The sequence below is a fragment of the Burkholderia sp. 9777_1386 genome (genome assembly GCF_015712265.1).
GTDB lineage: Bacteria > Pseudomonadota > Gammaproteobacteria > Burkholderiales > Burkholderiaceae > Burkholderia > Burkholderia cenocepacia.
In genome coordinates this window covers 1-14,741 of sequence record NZ_JACCQB010000039.1, presented here as the reverse complement: position 1 = coordinate 14,741, position 14,741 = coordinate 1, and the positions used below count along the sequence as shown (strand labels likewise).

At 68.3% G+C, this 14,741-nt stretch carries 16 protein-coding genes; 5 read left to right on the top strand and 11 right to left on the bottom strand.

What is annotated here, in order from left to right:
- Positions 1 to 33: 33 nt before the first annotated feature.
- From H0X91_RS24830 to H0X91_RS24805, 6 genes are read right to left on the bottom strand one after another with little or no spacing between them, the layout of a single operon-like run.
- Positions 34 to 930, bottom strand: a complete 897-nt coding sequence (locus H0X91_RS24830) for an alpha/beta fold hydrolase (protein ID WP_062910412.1) — start codon at positions 928 to 930, stop codon at positions 34 to 36.
- An 18-nt stretch (positions 931 to 948) separates the two neighbouring features.
- Positions 949 to 1,476 (bottom strand): cupin domain-containing protein, encoded by a 528-nt coding sequence (locus tag H0X91_RS24825; protein WP_006489904.1) that lies wholly within the window; start codon positions 1,474 to 1,476, stop codon positions 949 to 951.
- Between the two features lie 34 nt (positions 1,477 to 1,510).
- Positions 1,511 to 2,281, bottom strand: a complete 771-nt coding sequence (locus H0X91_RS24820) for an SDR family oxidoreductase (RefSeq protein WP_006489881.1) — start codon at positions 2,279 to 2,281, stop codon at positions 1,511 to 1,513.
- On the bottom strand, positions 2,274 to 3,344 hold the full coding sequence (locus tag H0X91_RS24815) for an aromatic ring-hydroxylating dioxygenase subunit alpha (RefSeq protein ID WP_062884813.1): 1,071 nt from the start codon (positions 3,342 to 3,344) through the stop codon (positions 2,274 to 2,276). The genes H0X91_RS24820 and H0X91_RS24815 overlap by 8 nt, the downstream gene beginning before the upstream one ends.
- 54 nt (positions 3,345 to 3,398) lie before the next feature.
- Positions 3,399 to 3,710, bottom strand: a complete 312-nt coding sequence (locus H0X91_RS24810) for a recombinase-like helix-turn-helix domain-containing protein (protein WP_058903254.1) — start codon at positions 3,708 to 3,710, stop codon at positions 3,399 to 3,401.
- Between the two features lies 1 nt (position 3,711).
- Positions 3,712 to 4,029: a non-heme iron oxygenase ferredoxin subunit gene (locus H0X91_RS24805; protein WP_006489883.1), complete on the bottom strand. Its 318-nt coding sequence runs from the start codon at positions 4,027 to 4,029 to the stop codon at positions 3,712 to 3,714.
- A 444-nt stretch (positions 4,030 to 4,473) separates the two neighbouring features.
- On the opposite strand from H0X91_RS24805, the gene H0X91_RS24800 reads away from it, so the two are divergent.
- The gene (locus H0X91_RS24800) at positions 4,474 to 5,553 is read left to right on the top strand and encodes a porin (protein ID WP_006489902.1); all 1,080 of its coding nucleotides are present in this window, start codon (positions 4,474 to 4,476) and stop codon (positions 5,551 to 5,553) included.
- 108 nt (positions 5,554 to 5,661) lie between these two features.
- On the opposite strand, the gene H0X91_RS24795 is transcribed toward H0X91_RS24800, so the two are convergent.
- The 5 genes from H0X91_RS24795 to H0X91_RS24775 form a co-directional block, all read right to left on the bottom strand.
- A complete protein-coding gene (locus tag H0X91_RS24795) occupies positions 5,662 to 6,555 on the bottom strand; it encodes an IclR family transcriptional regulator (RefSeq protein ID WP_062910411.1) in 894 nt (297 codons plus the stop codon).
- 275 nt (positions 6,556 to 6,830) lie between these two features.
- A complete protein-coding gene (gene tecA, locus H0X91_RS24790) occupies positions 6,831 to 7,310 on the bottom strand; it encodes a type 6 secretion system effector deamidase TecA (protein ID WP_006489887.1) in 480 nt (159 codons plus the stop codon).
- A gap of 340 nt (positions 7,311 to 7,650) precedes the next feature.
- Complete coding sequence (locus tag H0X91_RS24785; protein WP_006489891.1) at positions 7,651 to 7,857, bottom strand: hypothetical protein; 207 nt, start codon at positions 7,855 to 7,857, stop codon at positions 7,651 to 7,653.
- A gap of 305 nt (positions 7,858 to 8,162) precedes the next feature.
- Positions 8,163 to 8,762, bottom strand: a complete 600-nt coding sequence (locus H0X91_RS24780) for an alpha-ketoglutarate-dependent dioxygenase AlkB family protein (protein WP_048987973.1) — start codon at positions 8,760 to 8,762, stop codon at positions 8,163 to 8,165.
- A 146-nt stretch (positions 8,763 to 8,908) separates the two neighbouring features.
- Positions 8,909 to 10,054, bottom strand: a complete 1,146-nt coding sequence (locus tag H0X91_RS24775; RefSeq protein WP_006489901.1) for a metallophosphoesterase — start codon at positions 10,052 to 10,054, stop codon at positions 8,909 to 8,911.
- Positions 10,055 to 10,241: 187 nt separating this feature from the next.
- Between H0X91_RS24775 and H0X91_RS24770 the strand changes: the two genes are divergently transcribed.
- The 4 genes from H0X91_RS24770 to H0X91_RS24755 form a co-directional block, all read left to right on the top strand.
- Entirely contained in the window at positions 10,242 to 11,144 is a 903-nt protein-coding gene (locus H0X91_RS24770) for a LysR substrate-binding domain-containing protein (protein ID WP_006489897.1), read from the top strand.
- Positions 11,145 to 11,525: 381 nt separating this feature from the next.
- On the top strand, positions 11,526 to 11,819 hold the full coding sequence (locus tag H0X91_RS24765) for a hypothetical protein (RefSeq protein ID WP_060268182.1): 294 nt from the start codon (positions 11,526 to 11,528) through the stop codon (positions 11,817 to 11,819).
- Complete coding sequence (gene mdtN, locus H0X91_RS24760) at positions 11,816 to 12,865, top strand: multidrug transporter subunit MdtN (protein WP_006489885.1); 1,050 nt, start codon at positions 11,816 to 11,818, stop codon at positions 12,863 to 12,865. The genes H0X91_RS24765 and mdtN overlap by 4 nt, the downstream gene beginning before the upstream one ends.
- A partial coding sequence (locus H0X91_RS24755; protein ID WP_196433425.1) for an FUSC family protein occupies positions 12,846 to 14,741 on the top strand: 1,896 nt, incomplete at its 3' end. The genes mdtN and H0X91_RS24755, both read left to right, overlap by 20 nt.

Here is a 14,741-nt window from a genome sequence, read left to right as displayed (position 1 = left end):
CCTCCCGCGAACCAAGGTGAGCGTGGGGGGACTTCATGCCAGCCCCCACTGCGTATCGCACTGCCGGCAGAACGAGTCGATCAGCGCGGAATACGCGGCCGGCGCTTCCACATAGCCGGCGTGCCCTGCCTGCGGAATCACCTGCAGCCCGACGTGCGCGGCCGCGGCGATCCGCTCGCACGCGGCGGGCGGCGTGATCGCGTCGTTCGCGCCGACGGCCACGGCCGTGCGGCCCCGGAAGCCGGCGAGATCGGCCGCGAGATCGGCGTTCGCGAGCAGATGCGTGGCCTGCGCATAGCCGGCCGGCACGATGCGCGCCATGTTCCAGCGCACCCACGCCCGTGCCTCCTCGTTCGCGAAACCGGACAGCATGTTGCCGCTGCGCTGCTCGGCGAGCCCGGCCGGGCCGAGTTCCGCGAGCATCGCGAGCCGCGCGTCGCGGCGCGCTTCGCGGGTCTCGGCCGGTGCGCTGCCGTAGCCGCCCGCGGGCGACACCAGCAGCAGGCCGGCGATCCGCGCGGGCGTCACGCGGGCGAGACCGCCCGCGATGATCGCGCCGAGCGAATGGCCGATCAGGACGCAGCGTTCGATGCCGAGTGCCTCGAGCCACGCGTTCAGCGCTGCCGCGTAATCGGCGGCGGCCGGCGACGCGCCGTGCACGGGCGTCGACACGCCGTAACCGGGCGCATCCCACGCGAGCACGCGCCGCGACGCGCCCAGCGTGTCGAGCTGGCGGACCCACGACGCGGCGCCCGAGCCGATCCCGTGCAGCAGCACGACGGGCAGCGCGCGGCCCGCATGCTGCGCGCCGGCCTCGCGATAACCGATCGTGCCCGCCGCGCCGGCCGCGCAACGCTGCTCGGGAAACTGCCCGAGCAGCGCGGCGAACGCCGCGGTGCGGTCGCGTTCACGTTTGTCGATGACACTCATTGCTTCACCCGCTCCGTCTCAACGCTTGATCTTCGCGAGCGGCGAATCGGGCGGATACGTCGGCGTGATCGGCTTCGACGAACCGAGCATCACGCACATCAGCGCATCTTCCTCGCCGATGTTGATTTCCGTGCGATACACGCCGGGCGGCACCGAGATCAGGTCGCGCTCGCCGAGGATCGCTTCCCACGTCTCGCCGTCGCGCTCGCAGATCACCTTCATCTTGCCGCGCAGCACGAAGAAGATTTCCTCGACGTCGATATGGATGTGGCTCGGGCCAATGTTGCCGGCCGGGATGACCATCGTCGAGAACGTGAAGTTGCCGGCCGGCACCGTGTTGACGTCCTTCGCGACGCCCGTGCCGCCCGTGCCGACATAGCGCATCTGCGCACGGCGGTACTTCGGGTCGTAATCGGCCTGGAACTTCAGCGCGTCCCAGTCGTAGCGCCGCGTCGCATAGCGCGCGACGCGCCCTTCCATCCAGTCGTTGAAGCTTGCGCCTTCCGGCTGGTCCCACGACTTGCGTTCGAGATCGGCGTCCGCCATCGTCCTCTCCTTCATTCCGAGTGAAAACTGCAATTCAGTTCATTACGAAGCCGCCGTTGACCGGCAGCAATTGGCCCGTCACGAAGCGCGCGCCGTCCGACAGCAGGAACAGCACCGGGCCCGTCACGTCGTCGGGCACCTGCGCGCGTGTCAGCGCACGGCCCTGCAGGTAGAACGCATGGCGTTCCGCCGGCACGTACGCGGTCGCCTCGACTTCGGTCAGCCCCGGCGCGATCGCGTTGACCGTCACGCCGTGCGCGCCGAACTCACGCGCCTGCGCATGCGTCATCGCGATCACCGCGCCCTTGCTCGCGACGTACGCGAGCAGCTTCGGCGCGCCCCACAGCGCGGTGTCCGACGCAAGATTCACGATCGCGCCGCGACCCGACCGCGCGAGGTGCGGCAGCGCCGCGTTGCTGACGAGCCATACGCCGCGCACGTTCACGTTCATCACGGCGTCCCACGTCGACACGTCGAGCTCCGTCGACAGCTTGCCGCCCGAGTTCGTGATCGCCGCGTTGTTGATCAGCGCGTCGAGGCCGCCGAGCGCCGCCGCGCCCTGCGCGACGAATGCGTCGATGCTGGCCGGATCGGCGAGGTCGAGTGCGAAGAAATGCGCGGTGTGGCCGGCTTGCGCGAGCTGCGCGGCCAGCGCGCGGCCCTCTTGCGCGAGCACGTCGCCGAACGCGACCTGCGCGCCCGCTTCGACCAGCGCCTTCACGAAGGCGGCGCCGAGACCGCGCGCGCCGCCTGTGACGAGCACGCGGCGACCGGGCAGCGCGACGATCGGAGCGAGCTCAGCCATTCGCGGGCTCCGCGGCGGCATGCGCCGCACGATGCGCGTCGAGCGCGGACAGGTGTTCCTGCGCACGCTGGCGCAGCATCCGGCGCACACGCGTGATGCCGACGTCGTGCTGGTACAGGTATTCGTGATCGCGCGCATGCGGCGCGAGGCTTTCGAGGACGTAGCGATCCTGCTCGAGCACGTCCCAGTGCAGACCCTCGAGGCGGTTGCGGTACATGAAGCGCCACACGTCGCGCTGCCAGCCGCTGACCTTGCGGGTACGCCAGAAATAGACCTGGCAGTGGTCGCCGTCGACCGGCGTCGCGAAGCCGATGATCCCGAAGTTGCCGCCGGGGCCGAACTTCTGCTTGTACGGAATCGCGAGACGCATCCACAGGCAGCCCGTTTCGCCGAGCTCGACCCAGTCGAAGTTCACGTCGCGCTGGCCGATCTTCTCGAACATCAGCCCCGTTTCGGTCTTGCGCACGCGCATGTCGGCCTGCTTGTCGCCTTCGGCCATCGAGTGCGACGTCGCGTGCAGATACGCGCCGTGCATCGGGTCCATCACGTTGTCGATCGCGTACTGGTAATTGCACTTCCAGTTCGATACGCACAGGAAGTGGCCATACTCGTCGGCGACCAGTTCTTCCGGCAGGTTCAGCGGCGCCGGCTCGCCGTGCGCTTCGTCGCCGAACCACAGGAAGATCGCGCCGGCCTTCTCTTCGACCGGATACGACTTCACGCACTTCGTGCCTTCGAGCGGACAGTTCGACACCGCCGGCACGCGGTTGACCGTGCCGCCGCCGTCGACTTCGATGCCGTGATACCAGCACGCGATGTTGCCGCCGAGGTTCCAGCCGAGCGACAGGCGCGCGCCGCGGTGCGGGCAACGGTCTTCCAGTGCGTGGACCTTGCCGTCGTGATCGCGCCACAGCACGATCTGCTCGGACAGGCGCGTGAGGCCGACCGGTGCATTCGACACCTGCCAGCTCGGTGCGACGGGATACCAGTAGTTCTTGATGCCGCGGTCGAGATAGTCACGGACCGGGTCGTGTTGGGCTTCGTGTTGGTCGGGGGACGTCATCAGTGTGCTCCGGATTCGGTTGTCGTCGGGTCGGTGGTCACGCGGCGCGCGCGCTCATTCCGCCAGCGAGGCCATTTCGGCGCGAAAGCGCGCCGCGGTCCACGCGGTGCCGTCCGGCGCGCGGAAGCCGATGCGGTTCAGGCCCGCGACGACATCGTCCAGCTCGGTCGCGCCGCTCTCGAACACGCGTTCGAGCGCATCGCCGAGGTCGTTCTCGTACTGCGTGGGTGCGGCCTTGCGGTTCTGCCAGACCAGGTTCTCGACCTGGCCGGGGATTTCGATCTGCCCCTTGCCCGCGATGTTGTTCGGCTGCGGCGCCACCCACGGCTTCAGGAAGGGATTGAAGTTGACGGTCGCTTCTTTCATGTCATTCCACCTTGATCTGGATTTCCTCGCCGGCGAGGCGCACCGCGTACTGCTTCAGCGCGCGCCCGCCCGGACCCTTCAGGCATTCGCCCGTCTTGATGTCGAACACGGCCTCGTGCAGCGGGCATTCGACCGTGCCTTCGTCGACGAACCCCTGCGTCAGCAGCGCGTACGCATGCGGGCACACGTTCTCGAGCGCATACACGTCGTCGCCGACGCGGTAGATCCCGATTTCCACGCCGTCGGTCCGCTTGAACTCGATCGGCGTGTCTTCCGACAGCGCGCCGGCGTGACCGGCGCAAATCCATTGTTCAGACATCTCACACCCTTCCTTCTGATCGACTCTCGGTTTGTTCCGATTTGTTCCATATCAGGAACAGCAGTTTATGGATGGTGATTATAGGAGCGACTTTCCACGAGTAAAACAAAAAGCTGCATGTCCTAGGGAAAACACCGACCGTCAGGTCGACGCACCCTTTCGCCTACCTGATCGAATGTAATTTTTTGTTATTCGACGGGGATTTATCGGCTTTTTCGAGACATCTCGCCGGGTTGCCGGGCGTCGGCACCGCGCCCATCCGTCCCGAAAAATTTATTTTTGATCCGGCGCTCGGCGCCTCTATACTCCATTCCATCAGAGGCACACTGTTCCTTATATGGAACATACGAATGCCCATGCGGCGATGAACATGCGCGACGGCCGGCCGTCCCCGCGCAGGCCGTCACGACACGTATTCATCAGGTTGGAGAGTCAGGAGACAAAATGGTCAAGCATGCGGTAGCAGCGGCAGTCATCGGAATGGGCGCCGCGTCGGGCGCGTGGGCGCAGAGCAGCGTGGTGCTGTACGGCAGCATGGACGCGGGGATCGCGTACGTGAACAACGTCGGCGGCCACGCGAAGTGGGCGATGATCCAGGGCAATACGCAGCCCGACCGGTGGGGCCTGAAGGGCAAGGAAGATCTCGGCGGCGGGCTGTCCGCGATCTTCCAGCTGGAAAACGGCTTCTATACGAACAACGGCCAGTTCGCGACCGCGAACACGATCTGGAACCGCGCGGCGTTCGTCGGCCTGAGTTCGGAGCGCTACGGCACGCTGACGCTCGGCCGCCAGACGCCGCTGACGTTCGACTATCTCGATCCGCTCAGCACGGCGTACCTCGCGATGAGCTGGTTTGCGTTCCACCCGGGCAATATCGACGGGCTCGCCGCGACCGGCAACGTGCCGTACAACAATTCGGTCAAGTACCGTTCACCGACCTTCGCGGGCTTCTCGGCCGCGGCGACGCTCGCGCTCGGCAACACGACGAACTTCTCGACCGGCAAATCGGTCGGCGTCGCGCTGAACTACGTGAACGGGCCGTTCAAGGCGTCGGCCGTCTACTCGAACGAGCACGACCGCGCGATCCTGATCAGCCAGACGGGCATCACATCGTTCCAGGGGCAGAACACCGCGAATGGTTACCTTGCGAACAAGGTCGAGAACATCGGCGCGGGCGCGTCGTACCAGATCGGCGACTTCCTCGTGCACGGCCTCTACACGCGCGTGAAGATGCAGTCGAACGGGTTTTCCGACACGTTCCAGAGCTACGACGCGGGTGTGAACTACCGCAGCAGCGCGTTCAACACGATCGCGGGCGGCGCAGCGACCACGACGCTGGCCGGCCGCCGCTGGACGCAGGTCGAACTCGGCGACATCTACGCGTTGTCGAAGCGCACGCAGCTGTATGCGAACGTGCTTTATGAACACGGTTCGGGCGGTGCGAAGGCCGCGTTCTTCACGGCCGGCGTGTCGAGCACCGCGAACCAGGTGATCGTGCTGACCGGCATCCATCACTCGTTCTGAGCAGGTTTGCGCGCCGCGCGTGCGGTGCCGGAAAACGACGAGAGCGGCCCGCGGGCCGCTCTCGTCGTATGCGATGCCGCGCACCGCGGCCGGATCGATGCGCGAGCGTCAGAACATCGCGACCTTGTGGCGCGCATGCGCGAACGTCGGGTCGCTTTCGAGCGGACGATAGTTCAGCCGTTGCGACAGGTCGACCGCCGCACCGCACACGGCTTCGACGAGCCGCTCCTTCTCGCCGGCCTCGCCGATCTCCGAGCGCGGCACCGTCGCGGTGATCGCCGCGACGATCGAGCCCGAATGATCGCGCACCGGCGCGGTCACGGCCGAAATGCCGCTCTCGAACGCTGCCTCGCTGACCGCATAGCCGAGCCGCGCGTAATGACGCACGCGTTCGTACAGCTCGTCGACGGTGCCCGGCGTGCGCTCGGTGAACTGTTCTAGCTTCTTTTCCGGATAGATCTGCCGCAGCGCGTCGCGCGTCAGGTCGCCCATCAGCACGTGACCGTGCACGGTCGCATGCGCGGGCAGGCGCGTGCCAACGTGCACCTTCACCGAACCGAACATCGACGCATTGCTCTGCGCCTTCGCGACGAACACCACGTCACGCTGGTCGCGGATCAGCAGGTGCGTCGACAGGCCGGTCGAATCGCGCAACCGCTCGAGCACGGGCGTGCCGAGATCGGTCAGTTCGAGCGAATTCAGGTATTCGAAGCCGAGCCGCAGCACGCCGACGCCGAGCCGGAAATAGCGGTCGCCGTTCACGCGTTCGAGGAAACCGAGCGCTTCGAGCGTCTGCAGCAGGCGGAACGTGGTCGTGCGCGGAATGCCGATGCGCTTCGACAGTTCAGGCGCGCCGAGCACCGGCTCGCGCGCGGAGAATTCGGCGAGGATCCGCAGCCCGCGTTCGAGCCCCGGCACCAGATAGGACGAAGCGCCGCCCGACGACTCGTCGTCGCCAGGCACCGCCGGATCGGGTGCATCGCTCATCGTTGTCTTGACCATGTGGACATGGACGGAAGGAAGTCGGTCACGAAACGGGTCATCGATCGTCGTGGATATTCGGTCATGCTACCTCAGTGCGCGCCTGGGCTCGCACCGGCGCGCGGCGCCGCGCTGCAGCATGCGCGGCCACGCCGCCATGACGCGTCATTCAAGGTCGAGAGGATAGCAGCGTTGGACGGCGCGACGCCATGCGGAAATCGCCGAACGGCGGGAAGGCGGCCGCGCGGCGCGCCCGGGCAACGGTGGCCGGAGCGGGAGACGGGATGCCGCCCCGCCTACAGGCGCGACAGATGGACGCGAATGGTCGTGCGATCGTACGTAAAACCGCCGGCCGGATCCGGCTGCAGCGCCCGCGCAAGGTCGACCGGATTCATCCATCCGGCGCCCAGCAGCCCACCGTTGATCGCGCGAATCCGGGTGCCGCCGACCGCAATCGCCGCATGAAAGACATTGCCGCCGCGCGCGAAGCCGACCGCGGTGCCCGCCGGAATGCTCGCGCGCCCGTCCCACTGATCGCCGGTTTCGAAGTTGAACCGCGTCCTCCACGATTGACCGGCCGTATCGAGCAGCGCATCGGGCGCGATCAGCGCGTCGGCACGCAGCAGATAGCGGACATAGGCCGCGGCGTCGTAGCAGACGCCGCGGGATACGTATTCGTCGATGTTCGCCATCCCGAACATCAGCGCCTGCGCGTGTTTTTGCCGTTCGGCGATGCCGGATTGGGCGACATGCCCGCCTAACTGGGTCAACTGCACGGATAGCTCCTTTCAGGGAAGCGGGACGTCGTCGTCCCGCCGGTGCGATAACTTCATATCTTATTACGATATGGCTCGGCATTTTCCAGACGCGCTCGCACCATGCGTGGTTCGCATTGACTCGGATGCCGCGAGTCCGCGTGCAGGCTTGCGCCACGCATGCCGCATCGTCGGCGCGATGCCCGAGCATCGAACGGCACGGATCATTTGGCGCGACGAACGCCGGCAGACGATCGCCTCGCACAGCGAAAAACGAAAACGGAAAACGGTCGGGAAAGCACCGTCCGGAAACGGACGGCACAGAGGAAGACGATCCCCGCGCGGGATCGCCGCGACGGCGTCAGGCCGTCACGGCGTCGTCATATTCGGCGCGGGCAAGCTGGCCGGCGGCGTATGCCTCGGCTTCGCCGCGAAAGCCTTCGCGGCTGAACGCCACGACTTTCACGCCGACGCCGGTCGCCCGCTTCACCGTCAGCGCCCATTGCCATCCGCCGTCTTGCTCGAAGACGTGCAGCGAGGGTTCGAAGGAAGGGTCGAGTACGGTCACGCGTTTTGCTCCTGCCCCGTTGCGCGCTGCATCGGCAGCGCACGGAGACATGTCGAAAGGGGCGCGCCGGTCTGCCGACGCGTTTCTGCCATTCCACAGTCTAGTCAATAATTGTTGCGACGCACCATCAGAGGTTTCACTCACCTATCGGAACCGGGCGGTCGATCGAATCCATCTGTAAGCCTTGCGGGACGGGCCTGAGGGCCACGTCCGGCCGCCCCGCCTTGCGTTCGTGCGGCAACGTGCCGCACGCGCGGCCAATTGCTTGCATCGGCCTTTCGTGGATCACCGAAACGGGGCGCGATCTATTCGGCCGCCATCGACACGCGCCGGAACGTCAGGTTGATGCGTTCGCCCTGCACGCCCGGCGCCTTCGGCACGCGGTGCTGCCATTCGGCCTGCGTGCGGCCGCGCATCACGAGCAGGCTGCCATGCACGAGGCGGTACGCGTGCGTGGCGCCAGTCGCGCGATGGCGAAGATCGAACATCCGCATCGCGCCGAGGCTCACGGACGCGATCACCGGCGCGTCGCCGAGTTCGGGTTCGTTGTCCGCGTGCCAGCCGAGGCTGTCCAGCCCGTTGCGATAGCGATTGAGCAGCACGCTGTTGAAACGCACGCCGCACGTCGCCTCGACTGCATGCTTGAGCGCAAGCACGCCCGGCGTCCATGGCTGCGGCACGTTGCGGATGCCCGAATAGACGTACACGGCATCCGGTTCGCCCTGCCACGCGGTGAGCCGCGGCAACGGAATGCGTCCGCGCGGCGTGCGGATCGTGTCCTGCCGCCACGCGACCTCGTCGATCAGCGTGGCCAACGCGCGGTCGGCTTCGGGCGGCGCAAGCCAGTCCGGGTACCAGTCCACGTCTGGCGCGGGCGTATCAGCGAAAAGATCGGGCGTCGACATGTCGGCAGGAACGGGCGAGGAACGAACGAGGCATGCCTGCATACTAGCCAACGGCGCCGCGCGCCGCCATGCGCCGTCATTCGACGTGGAAAGAAAAGAACGCGGCCGCGCCCCGCGGTGCACGCGTCTCGCCTCGCGGCCCTCCGCTAGCCGCGCGTCAGCCGGATCAGCGTGATCTCGGACGGCACGCCGAAGCGGTTCGGCGGCCCCCAGTAGCCAGTGCCGCGGCTCGTATACAGCCACATGTCGCCGAAGCGGTTCAGCCCGCCGATCACCGGCTGCTGCAACCGTACGAACGGCGGCCACGGCAGGAACTGGCCGCCATGCGTGTGCCCCGACAACTGCACGGTAAAGCCCGCGCGGTTCGCCGCCTCCGCGCTGCGCGGCTGGTGCGCGAGCAGGATCTTCGTGCCGACGTCGCGCGGCGCACCCGCCAGCGCCTGCGCGGGGTCGCTGCGATGCGCGGGATCGAAGCCCCCCGCCGTGAAGTCGGTCACGCCCGCCAGCACCGCGCGCGCGCCGCCGCGCTCGATCAGCACGTGTTCGTTCAGCAGCACCGTCAGCCCGATACGGCGAAATTCGTCGATCCACGCATGCGCGCCTGCGTAGTACTCGTGGTTGCCCGTCACGAGGAAGGTGCCGTGCCGCGAGCGCATCTGGCCGAGCGGCGCCGTGTGTTCGCGCAGGCGCTTGACGGAGCCGTCCACCACATCGCCCGTCACGGCCACCAGGTCGGCGTCGAGCGCATTGACCGCGCGCACGATCCGTTCGATATAAGGCCGCTTGATCGTCGGCCCGACGTGAATGTCGGACAGTTGCACGATCGTCAGCCCGTCCAGCGCGGCCGGCAGCCCGGCAATCGGAATCGACACGCGCTTGACCGCCGCCGTGCGGCGCGCGCCGACGAACCCGATCGCGGTCACGAGCACCGCGGCCGCCAGCACGCCGAGCGCCGTGTCGGGCGCGGCGCCGCTCCATGCGCCGTCATGTCCGAGATGGCGCCACGCGAGCACGCCGAGCAGCACGATGTCGCGCACGAACGTCAGCACCAGCAGCGACGAGAAGAAGCCCATCGCGAGCGCGCCGGCCCAGCCGACCAGCGTCGCGGCCCAGCCTTCGTCGAAGCGGCGCGAGAACATGCCGACCGGGATCAACACGACGAAACTCGCCAGCACGAGCGCCGCGATCGTCCGTGCGAGCGGCGACGCGAACGCATCGGGAATGATGCGCATCCCGACATACAGATGGAACAGCACGCCGATTGCAATGAACCGGACAAAGAAACTTCGCATGAAACGTTCACCTTCGTTGCACGACCGCTTCCACGACCTGCGTCGCACGGGCCGCGATGCCCGGTGCGGCGCGTCGCGCCCTACGCACGATGGTACACAGATCCCGGTCGCGACGACGGGTCGCGCCTCACGGTGCCGCGCCGTGCGGCTTCGCGCGATAATCGGCCATCCTCCCGCTGCCAGATCCATGCGCTTCGATCTCGTCGACCTCAAACTTTTCACGCACATCGCGGAAGCGAACAGCCTGACGCGCGGCGCCGAACGCGCGCACCTGTCGGTGCCGGCCGCCAGCACGCGCATCAAGCACCTCGAGGAACAGGTCGGCGTGAAGCTGCTGAGCCGCACGAGCCAGGGCGTCACGCTGACCGCGCCGGGCGAGACGCTGCTCGCGCATGCGCGCCGCGTGCTGCGCCAGCTCGAGCAGTTGACCGGCGACCTGCAGGAATATGCATCGGGCGTGAAAGGCCACGTGCGCGTGTTCGCGAACACCACGGCGATGAGCGAGTTCCTGCCGGGCGTGCTGCGCCACTATCTCGTCGACCATCCGGACGTGACGATCGACATGCAGGAGCGGCTGAGTCCCGACATCGTGCGCGCGGTGCAGGAAGGCATGATCGACATCGGCATCGTCGCCGGCGACGTGCGCACCGACGGGCTGCAGGCGATGCCGTACCGGCGCGACCGCCTCGTGCTCGCGACCGCGCTCGGGCATCCGCTCGCCGGCCTGGCATCGACGCCGTTCGTCGCGACGCTCGACCACGACTTCATCGGCCTGCCCGAAGCGAGCGCGATCCACGCGTTCCTGAAACGCGCGGCCGCCGACGTGCAGCGCACGCTGCGCTGGCGCATCCAGGTCAGCAACTTCGAGACCGCGTGCCGGATGATCGAGGCGAACGTCGGCGTCGGCGTGCTGCCCGAAGGCACCGCGCGCCGTCATGCGAAGACGATGGCGCTGCGTCTCGTCGCGCTCGAAGACGACTGGGCCGAGCGCCAGTTGCAGATCTGCGTCGCCGATCTCGATGCGCTGCCGCGCTTCGCGCGCGATCTCGTCGACCTGCTCGTCGAGGACGCGCGCGGTCAGCCCGACTGAGCGGATTCGCATGCGTTCGACGGGCAATCGGCGTGTTACGCGCCGATTCCGCTGCGTCGGCATCGCAAATTCCGCTGCGTGATGTCGTCTGACGATCCTTTACAGTCCGTTAGCAACCCTACGCGAGCTTGGGCTGGCAAAATCGCGGCGTTCCGGCCGTCGCTGCCGACACGCGCGGCCGGACCGTCCGGCATGACCGACGGCGCGGCCACCGCCGGCCTCGGCCCATGCCGCAAACGCGTGCCGGATCGCTGGCGGTCCGCATCGCGCTGATTTATGATCGGCTCCGTATCCTGGAATCGTCGTCCCGGCCCGGCCGGTCGCGACGATCCGCATTGCGCCGCGCCCGGCATCCACCCCCAACGTCGAGCTCGTCACCCCATGAGAAAAACAACGCCGCGCGCGCCCCTGCGCATCGCCGCCGTCCTGGCGCCCGCCCTGCCACTCGCAGGCTGCGCATCGCGCGGCGCACCGTCCTACGTGCTGTTCGGCGCGTACTTCCCGCTGTGGCTCGTCAGCGCGATCGTCGGCATCGTCGGCGCGATCGTCGCGCACCGCGTGTTCGTCGCGACCGGCTGGGCCGCGACGGTGCCTTACCAGCTCGCCGTCTGCACCGCGATCGGGCTCGTGGTCGCCGTGATCGTCTGGCTCACCGGCACGGGGCCGTTCGCATGAAGGCCGCCGGCATCGCCCGCCCCTCCGTCAAAGGCCGCGTGATCGCGCTCGCGATCGTCGCGCTCGGCATCGCGGCGCTCGCGTACGCGTACCACCGCACGACGGCCTACCCGTCCACCGACGACGCGTCGATCGACGCGGACGTCGTGCACGTCGCGTCGCCGGTCGGCGGTCGCATCGTGCAGCTCGCCGTGCATGAAAACCAGCGCGTCGCGAAAGGCGACCTGCTGTACGTGATCGATCCCGTGCCGTACCGGCTGACCGTCGCGCAGGCGCAGGCCGATCTCGAACTCGCGCGCGCGTCGCTCGACACGCGCCGCCGTTCGCTGATCGGCGAGCGCTCGAATGCGTCCGTCGCCGCCGAGCAGGTCAAGCGCGCGACGCAGAACCACGATCTCGCGACGCGCGACGTGAACCGGCTCGCGCCGCTCGCCGCGCAGGGCTACGTCAGCGCGCAGCAGTTCGATCAGGCGAAGGTGCGCCAGCGCGACGCGGCCGTGTCGCTCGCGCAGGCGCAGGAGCAGCAGCGCGCGTCCGCGCAGACGATCGGCGACGACGCCGACGCGATCGCGACGCTGCATGCGCGCGAAGCCGCGCTGGCCCGCGCGCAGCATGCGCTCGACGATACGGTCGTACGCGCGCCGCACGACGGGCTCGTGACGGGCCTGAGCGTGCTTCCCGGCGAAACCCTCGCGCCGAACCAGTCGATCTTCACGCTGATCGACGCGAGCGAATGGTTCGCGGTCGGCAATTTCCGCGAGACGTCGCTGAACCGCATCGCGGTCGGCGACTGCGCGACCGTCTATTCGATGATCGACCGCGACCGCCCGATGACCGGCAAGGTCGTCGGCATCGGCGCCGGCATTGCGGACAGCGACCGCATCAACCTGCCGCGCTCGCTGCCGATCGTGCAGCGCTCGGTGAACTGGGTGCACGTCGCGCAGCGCTTCCCGGTGCGCGTGAAGCTCGACGAACCCGACGGCAAGCTCGTGCGTGTCGGCGCGAGCGCGATCGTCGAGGTCCGGCATGGCTCGGCCTGCCGCTGACGTCCGCTCGCCGGGCCCGCGCGAAGTCCTGCGGCTGCTCGCGCCGTTTCCGGGACGCGCGGCCATGGCCGTGCGCGTCGCGCTGATCTGCGCGCTCGTCGTGCTCGTGACGAGCGGGTACGGCACGCCCGAAGCCGCGATTTCCGCGTACGTCGTGTTCTTCCTGAACCGCGCCGATCGCGTGACGAGCGCCGTGCTCGCGGTCGCGATGCTGTTGCTCGTCACGATCGTGATCGCGCTCGTGATCGGCGTCGCGATCTTCAGCATCGAGTATTCGGTGCTGCGCGTCGCGTGCATGGCCGTGCTGTCGGTCGGGCTGCTCTACCTGACGTCCGCCAGCAAGCTGCGCCCCGTCGGCGCGATCCTCGCGATGATCGTCGGTTTCGGGCTCGACCAGCTGGGCCTCGCGCCGGTCGGCGAAGCCGCGACGCGCGCGCTGCTCTATGCCTGGCTGATGGTCGCGATCCCGGTCGGCGTCGCGATCATCGTCAACCTGCTGATCGCGCCGTCGCCGCGCAAGCTCGCGCACGCGCAGCTCGCGAAGCGGCTGCGGCTCGCCGCGCGGCGGCTGCGCGGCGACGACGACGCGCGCGCCGGGTTCGATGCCAGCCTGCGCGAAGGCGACAAGCCATTGCTCACGTGGCTCAAGCTGTCGAAGCTCGAAGGCTCGTCGTCGGGCGCGGATGTCGTCGCGTTGCGGCAGGCCGTCGCGTCGAGCACCGCACTGCTCGTGGCGGTGGCGCTCGCGGATCGCGAACCGCAGGCGCGGCTGCCCGACGCGTTCGCCACGCCGATCGCAACGACGCTCGACGAGATGGCCGCGATCCTCGAACGGGGCGGCTATCCGGTCGACGTGACGCTCGCGCTGCCAGCCGCCGATGCGCTGCCGCCGCTCGCACGCGTCGTCGCGACGGACCTACACGCCGCGATCACGCGGTTCGCGGAACCGCCCGCGATCGACACGGCGGCCGCGCCGGCCGATACCGCCGACGCGCGCGCCGCCGGCCAACCGGCCGCACCCGCGGCACCGCCCGCGCCGCGCGGCGGCTTCTTCCTGCCGGACGCACGCACCAATCCCGACCATATCCGCTATGCGCTGAAGACGACGGTCGCGGCGATGTTCTGCTACCTGCTGTACTCGCAACTCGACTGGTCGGGCATCCATACCTGCTTCATCACCTGCTACATGGTGTCGCTCGGCTCGACGGCCGAAACGGTCGAGAAGCTCACGCTGCGCATCGCCGGCTGCATCGTCGGCGCGCTGATCGGCACCGCCGCGCTCGTGTTCGTCGTCCCGTCGCTGTCGTCGATCGGCGAACTGATGGCGCTCGTCTTCGTCGGCGCGTGGCTGTCCGCGTGGGTCGCGTTCGGATCGCCGCGCATCGCGTACGCGGGCTTCCAGGTCGCGTTCGCGTTCTTCCTGTGCGTGATCCAGGGCGCGGGCCCCGGCTTCGACCTGACGCTCGCGCGCGATCGCACGATCGGCATCCTGCTCGGCAACGTGGTCGTGTATCTCGTGTTCACGCGCATCTGGCCGGTCAGCATCGGCAAGCAGATCGACACGGCGCTCGCGGCGCTGCTCGACCAGTGGCGGCGCGTGACGCAGATCGCGCAGCCGGCCGAACGGCGCGCGCTGGCCGCCGACGCGTTCGCCCGTCACGGCGCGATCTCGCAGGAGCTCGGCCTGATCCACTACGAACCGTCGTGGGTGCGGCCGGCCGCGACGTGGCTAGCCACGCGGCGACGCGCGCTCGCGGAACTCGGCGCGCTCGAAGGCCCGCTGTTCCTGCTCGCCGAACGCAAGCCGGGCGACGCGGCGGTCGGCGCGCAACTCTCGCGCGTCACTGCCCCGGGCGACGACGAAACGACGCCCCGC

What these genes read in the sequence shown, in the direction of transcription:
- H0X91_RS24780 (WP_048987973.1), bottom strand. Translation starts at nt 8,762, where the DNA reads ATGTCGACGCCCGATCTTTTCGCTGATACGCCCGCGCCAGACGTGGAC.
- H0X91_RS24815 (WP_062884813.1), bottom strand. Translation starts at nt 3,344, where the DNA reads ATGACGTCCCCCGACCAACACGAAGCCCAACACGACCCGGTCCGTGAC.
- H0X91_RS24770 (WP_006489897.1), top strand. Translation starts at nt 10,242, where the DNA reads ATGCGCTTCGATCTCGTCGACCTCAAACTTTTCACGCACATCGCGGAA.
- mdtN (WP_006489885.1), top strand. Translation starts at nt 11,816, where the DNA reads ATGAAGGCCGCCGGCATCGCCCGCCCCTCCGTCAAAGGCCGCGTGATC.
- H0X91_RS24800 (WP_006489902.1), top strand. Translation starts at nt 4,474, where the DNA reads ATGGTCAAGCATGCGGTAGCAGCGGCAGTCATCGGAATGGGCGCCGCG.
- H0X91_RS24830 (WP_062910412.1), bottom strand. Translation starts at nt 930, where the DNA reads ATGAGTGTCATCGACAAACGTGAACGCGACCGCACCGCGGCGTTCGCC.
- H0X91_RS24775 (WP_006489901.1), bottom strand. Translation starts at nt 10,054, where the DNA reads ATGCGAAGTTTCTTTGTCCGGTTCATTGCAATCGGCGTGCTGTTCCAT.
- H0X91_RS24795 (WP_062910411.1), bottom strand. Translation starts at nt 6,555, where the DNA reads ATGGTCAAGACAACGATGAGCGATGCACCCGATCCGGCGGTGCCTGGC.
- H0X91_RS24820 (WP_006489881.1), bottom strand. Translation starts at nt 2,281, where the DNA reads ATGGCTGAGCTCGCTCCGATCGTCGCGCTGCCCGGTCGCCGCGTGCTC.
- H0X91_RS24810 (WP_058903254.1), bottom strand. Translation starts at nt 3,710, where the DNA reads ATGAAAGAAGCGACCGTCAACTTCAATCCCTTCCTGAAGCCGTGGGTG.
- H0X91_RS24765 (WP_060268182.1), top strand. Translation starts at nt 11,526, where the DNA reads ATGAGAAAAACAACGCCGCGCGCGCCCCTGCGCATCGCCGCCGTCCTG.
- H0X91_RS24825 (WP_006489904.1), bottom strand. Translation starts at nt 1,476, where the DNA reads ATGGCGGACGCCGATCTCGAACGCAAGTCGTGGGACCAGCCGGAAGGC.
- H0X91_RS24805 (WP_006489883.1), bottom strand. Translation starts at nt 4,029, where the DNA reads ATGTCTGAACAATGGATTTGCGCCGGTCACGCCGGCGCGCTGTCGGAA.